Source organism: Roseibium sp. MMSF_3544, assembly GCF_030732845.1.
Taxonomy (GTDB): Bacteria; Pseudomonadota; Alphaproteobacteria; order Rhizobiales; family Stappiaceae; genus Roseibium.
Map to the genome: position 1 here is coordinate 1 of NZ_JASHKA010000051.1, position 6,331 is coordinate 6,331.

At 56.4% G+C, this 6,331-nt stretch carries 1 pseudogene; it reads right to left on the reverse strand.

From position 1 onward, the window contains the following. Nucleotides 1–6,331: pseudogene (locus RBB47_RS30830) on the reverse strand (hypothetical protein); the annotation flags it as partial.

A 6,331-nucleotide genomic window follows, 5' to 3' on the forward strand; every position in this document is an offset into this window, starting at 1 on the left:
GTGTCGTTCACACCGGTTACACCGATCGTGACTTCGAATGTGTTGCTGTCGACGCCTGGGTTCGTTCCGTCACCATTGTCGGTCACGGTGATCTTCAGCGTTCTGTCTGGAGACACTTCAGGCGTTTTCTCATCAACGAAGAACCGCAGTTCATCGATGATCTCCTTGACGTCCGCCTCGGAGAACACTTCGCCCGCCTTTGCCTCGATAACGAAGAGCGTGGTCTTCTCGCCGGTCTCCGTGCCGATCTTGTCTCTGAGTGTCGAGTTGAGATCGTTATTGCGAAGCTGCAGGCCATCACCGGCAACGGCATCGCCGATCTCGAACGTCAGTTTCGTCCAGCCAGACGAGTCATCGTCCGAAAGAGACAATCCGTCGTCGACCGTGCGGAACACTTTCTGCAGCGGCGAACCTGGTGTCGTGTCGTTGCTGCCATCGATTTCCGTATAAGAAACAGATGTCACGGTACCGGTGATTTCCGTCGGATCATTCACTGCATTGACGGTGATTTCGACAGTACGAAGCGGGCTTTGCTTCGCAGCCATGCCCTGATCGCCCATGTCATCAACCTGGAACGTCAGTTCATCGCTGCCGTTGAAGTTTTCATCCGGCGTGTAGTCGAGCAGCGCCGACCCTTTGCCGTTGATGAAGTCATCCATGGCATCGTTCGTGCCCTGAATGATCAGCGTCGAAGTGCCGTCACCGCTGACAATCGTCAGACCAGAGCCTTCGGTGAACGACAACACGCCATTCTGAACCGTCAACGTCATTTGAGACGGCGTACCGCCCGGATCAAGCGTATCGTCATCCGGATCGTTGATCCGGAACGGATCGAGACCGCCACCATGCGCCGTGCGGATCGCATCCGTCAGGTCGGTGATCGGCGTATCTTCATCCGTTTCAACCGTCACGCTGCTGTTGCGCTTCTCGGTCGGAGTGTCGTTCACACCGGTTACACCGATCGTGACTTCGAATGTGTTGCTGTCGACGCCTGGGTTCGTTCCGTCACCATTATCGGTCACGGTGATCTTCAGCGTTCTGTCTGGAGACACTTCAGGCGTTTTCTCATCAACGAAGAACCGCAGTTCATCGATGATCTCCTTGACGTCCGCCTCGGAGAACACTTCGCCCGCCTTTGCCTCGATAACGAAGAGCGTGGTCTTCTCGCCGGTCTCCGTGCCGATCTTGTCTCTGAGTGTCGAGTTGAGATCGTTATTGCGAAGCTGCAGGCCATCACCGGCAACGGCATCGCCGATCTCGAACGTCAGTTTCGTCCAGCCAGACGAGTCATCGTCCGAAAGAGACAATCCGTCGTCGACCGTGCGGAACACTTTCTGCAGCGGCGAACCTGGTGTCGTGTCGTTGCTGCCATCGATTTCCGTATAAGAAACAGATGTCACGGTACCGGTGATTTCCGTCGGATCATTCACTGCATTGACGGTGATTTCGACAGTACGAAGCGGGCTTTGCTTCGCAGCCATGCCCTGATCGCCCATGTCATCGACCTGGAACGTCAGTTCGTCGCTGCCGTTGAAGTTTTCATCCGGCGTGTAGTCGAGCAGCGCCGACCCTTTGCCGTTGATGAAGTCATCCATGGCATCGTTTGTGCCCTGAATGATCAGCGTCGAAGTGCCGTCACCGCTGACAATCGTCAGACCTGAGCCTTCGGTGAACGACAACACGCCATTCTGAACCGTCAACGTCATTTGAGACGGCGTACCACCCGGATCAAGCGTATCGTCATCCGGATCGTTGATCCGGAACGGATCGAGACCGCCACCATGCGCCGTGCGGATCGCATCCGTCAGGTCGGTGATCGGCGTATCTTCATCCGTTTCAACCGTGACGCTGCTGTTGCGCTTCTCGGTCGGAGTGTCGTTCACACCGGTTACGGAAACGGTGATGTCAAATGCGTTGCTCTCAACCGGTGCAGCGGTACCGTTGCCATCGTCGGTGACGACAATCCGCACTGTGCGATCCGGTGAGACTTCAGGTGTCTTTTCGTCCGTAAAGAAACGAAGATTATCAATAATCTCCTTCAGATCAGCTTCAGTGAACGAAGTCCCAGACGCAGACTCGATTGTATAGAGCGTGGTCTTTTCCCCCGTCTCTGTGCCGATCCGGCTGTCGAGACCAGAAGAGGTATCCTGGGGATTGCGAAGCTGGATACCGTCTCCAGAGACCGGGTTTACAATCTCAAAGCTGATTTTGCTCCAGCCAGTGCTGTCCACATCGAAGAAGCTCAGCCCATCATCGACAGACGTAAAGATCTGCTGCAGAACGGTATTTCCAGGTGTCGTTGTGTTCGACCCGTCGGGTTCGATATAGCTTGCTGTCGTTACCGAACCATCAACGATGGTCGGCAGGTTAAAGTCACCCGCGTCTGCACCGTCTTCATCCCGGAAAATCGCGTCACCGTCGAAGGTGACCGAATTCGGACCACCGTCCGCGAGCGTGTAGGTGCCGTCGCCGTTATAGGTCAGCGTATAGGTTTCAAACGGTTCTGAAAGCACGATCACGGTGTTCGGGTGATCGCCGATACCGATAACCCGGTCGTGACCGCCGCCAACGGTGACCACCACCTGCTCGGTTGAGCTCATGCCGGAAACATCGAAGGTTTCACCACCGGCATCGCCGTTGAGCGTGATCGTCGACGGGTCGAGATCAGTGCCGGTAAAGTCGCCAGAGACAACAAAATTGTCAGCACCGCCGCCACCGTTGACATCGATATCATCGATGTTCTCGAGTTCGGCGACAATGACCGATGGGTTTCCGCCAACAGCGCGTGACACGACGATTTCCGTGTCGGCATCCAGGCTGTCGCCCAGTCCCGTACGTGTGTCGTAGTCATCAACAGTTTCGACGTAGAACGTTTCGGTGTCGCCAGAGCCGTTAACAACGAACGTGTCAGTGTCCGCCGCAGCGTCAGCGTCGCTTGCCCCTTGTACGATGTCGGTACCGTCGCCAACGTTCCAGATGACGGTATCATCCCCGGCACCGGCTTGTACGACATCATTGTCGCCACCAGCGGTGATTTCGTCATTTCCAGCATTCCCGGAAATAACGTCTATGCCGTTGGTTCCCACAACCGTGTCGTTACCGCTTCCCATACGGATGGTCATCGGCTTGGCCTGCGAACCACCGGTTCCGTCGGACGTGTTGCCTGTCGCACCAAGATCGAGGTTGATGTCCGAGCTCACGTTTTCGAAGCGAATATCACCGATTACATTGCTGAAATCGTTGTTCGTGATGCTTGTAAGATCCGGTCCACCAGTAATGGCACTGATTTGAATGCCGTAAGCGACCTTTGTCATCGTGTTGCCTGAGATCGAGCTTGTCGCGTCGTCATAGGTCGCAAGTTGGATCGCTGAACCAGCCGGGCCAAAGGCATTGTTCAAGATATCAAGGTTGATGCCGGGGCCGTCAGACTTAATTGCCGGGTTCCAGTTGGTGTTGTAATGACCGTTGGCTTCACCGGTGAACTCATTGTCGTTGATTGAAATGGAACCGGTCGCGTTCAAGGTCAGGTAAATGGCCCTGTCGCCGTTCGCTCCACCCGTGCTCGTCGCATCGAAGACACTGTTCTCTACAGTTACGTTCGCTGCCCCATCGATTGTGATGCCATAGAATACTTCAGTTGGACCACTATCGTTGGATACTTTGATGCCATCGATGGCAACGTCGCCTGAAGTCGTCGTAATCGTGATTTCACCATCGACAATCGCTTCCGCGGTCCGCGTCGGATCGTCGGCCGCCTTGCCGTAGTTCGGCCCAAGGATAGAGACGGCCTTGTCGACGGTAACGTCACCTGTGTAGGTACCTGGCGCGAGCATGATGATGTCGCCATCGACCGCCTCATCCATTGCGTCTTGAAGCGTATCGAACCCGCCATTGCCGACCAGCAGGATGTTGCCGTCCGCGTGAGCGATAATTTCGACGTCAATCAGATTGTCGGTGCCTTCATCGCCGCCGGTCGTAACGCGCCAACCAGCCTGGTCACCGTTCTCGTCCGGGTTCGCATCGGCAACCGCCATCACCATGTCAGGTGTGATCGCCTGAAGGTATCCAGCCGTATCTGTGTCAGCACCGCCGTCGATGAGGTCGTTGTCGTCACCGCCGAAGATTTCGTCTCTTCCTTCATTACCTTCAAGGACGTCTTCGCCGTCCAGGCCGGAAATGAGGTCGTTGTCTGCTCCGCCGCTGATTTCGTCATCACCTTTGCCACCGCCGAGCACATCCTCGCCAGTACCGCCTTCGATGATGACGCCGCCGTCGGCTGCATCGCTCATGTACTGATCGTCGACAATGATGACGTCATCGCCGTCCGTGCCGGTGATCTTTTCGATGCCGGAGATAAAGCCCTGTGTACCAGCTTTAAAGGTATCGTGGACGAACCCGTTGCCGGTGCCCTCATTGAGAATGAGTTCATCGAATCCGGTCCCACCAACAACCGGGTCGGAGGTACCTGCGCGACCAGCAATGGAGACAGTTCGCGTTGTGCCGTCGCCGAGATCAATCTCGCGGGTCTGGCCATTGCCGACGATCAGATCCGGAAGAAGAACAAACGTGTCGTCGCCTTCGTTGCCGGTCAACCTGTTGCTGCCACTTCCGCTCACAAGGATATCGTCTTCGGACCCGCCGGTGGCGTTGTTGACGCCGGTGACGTCATCTTCGCCGACAATCGGTCCCTGGTCGGTTCTGTCGGTTGCTGTGTTAGCATCGACGGTCTGACCATCGACGGTCTGATCCGTCTCGGCCAGGTTGACGAACACGCCAGTCGTAAGACCCGAGTAGTCGATCGAAGAAACTTCACCGGCCGCATCGACAGTTACTGTTACAGAGCTGACTTCAGTGATGTCACCGTCAGAATCTGTCGCCGTATAGCCGATCTTCAGGTCGAGGAACTGCAGGTCCGTCACCAGATTAGGCGCTGTGTGGTCAAGCGGTTGCACCAGTTCGAAGCTGAAGCTACCGGAACCCAGATCGGACAGGGATGCCGTCAAAACCACGTTGTCGTCGGAGGCTGATCCAGGCTCATCGCCTGTGTAGCCAACCAGCACGCCCTGCAGTACCGTGAACAGAACAGGCTCGCCAAAGGACGTTAGGCTGACATCCGCACCATTGTGATCGGTGACCTCGACAAGCAGCCCGCTTCCCGTGAAGGCGGCGAACTGGACAGACCTGTCCGCAGTGCCGGAGTTTCCGTCATCCGAGCCCCACTCAATACCGAGATCGGCATCTTCAACGCTCAGCACACCATCCTCGGAAACCATCTCAAGGATTGGCGTTCCAGCGGCCGGAGTGTCGTCATTCACAGCGATCGTGATCGTGTCTTCCGCCGTGTCACCGTCGCTGTCGGTGGCCTCAATGCCGAATACCAGATCCAGGGACAGATCGTCCCCGGCGCCGTCATGGTCCAGATTGTCGATCAGTGTGAAGGTGTAGGAACCAGTGCCTTCCTTCGACAACTCGACTGTGAAGATCGTACGCCCATCCGCGGAAGTCGCGGTCAGCAGGGTATTGTCATTGCTGAGCTCATAGCTGATGGCTGCGCCATTCGATGTCTCGGGTGACGTCGCACCCTCTAGATCGCTGTCAAATTCAACGCTCCGAAGGTCGACATCATCATCAGCACCCCAATCGATATCGAGTGCCTGCGTGTCGCTGGAGGGTTCGAACCGGACAAGCTGCACATCATCGACCAGGATCTGGTCACCACCGCCGGTGCTGTCCTGCTGGATTTCGATCCGCAGATCGAGCCCGGCATATTCGGCCGGAATAAGTCCAGTATCGAGCGAGACTTCAAGCCACTCGCCGTTTGCGGGTTCGGGCAGATCAAGAGCGGCCAAGACGTATGTCGTGGCACCGTCGACAGCGACAAGACGCGCCTCCCCTCCGGGCCAGGCATCGTCCGAGCGGTCACCGACATTGAAGCTGAGTGTATAGTTTGCACCTTCGACAAGAACCTCGCCACTGTCTTGCGACAGTGTTGCGCCTTGTCTCAGCCAAACGACGTTGTCGCCCGCGTGTCCGTCCGGATCGCTGATTGTGTCGGTCGGAGCAAACAGTCCACCTTCGCCATCAATGGTCCAGCCTTCCGGATCGTCGCTCTGGAACCGGGTGAAATTGCCGCGAAAGTCGTCCACAACAACATCGGGCTCACCACTGGCAAGAGACTTGGCTTCGAAGCTGTCGTTCAGAAGTGAAAGCGCGGTCGTATCTTCGCTTACTTCACCGGCAACCGGATCACCCACAACAGGGCCATCGTCGTAGACCGTGATTTCGATGCTGTCGGAGACGCTGTCCCCGTCCGTATCGGTGATCGTGTAGA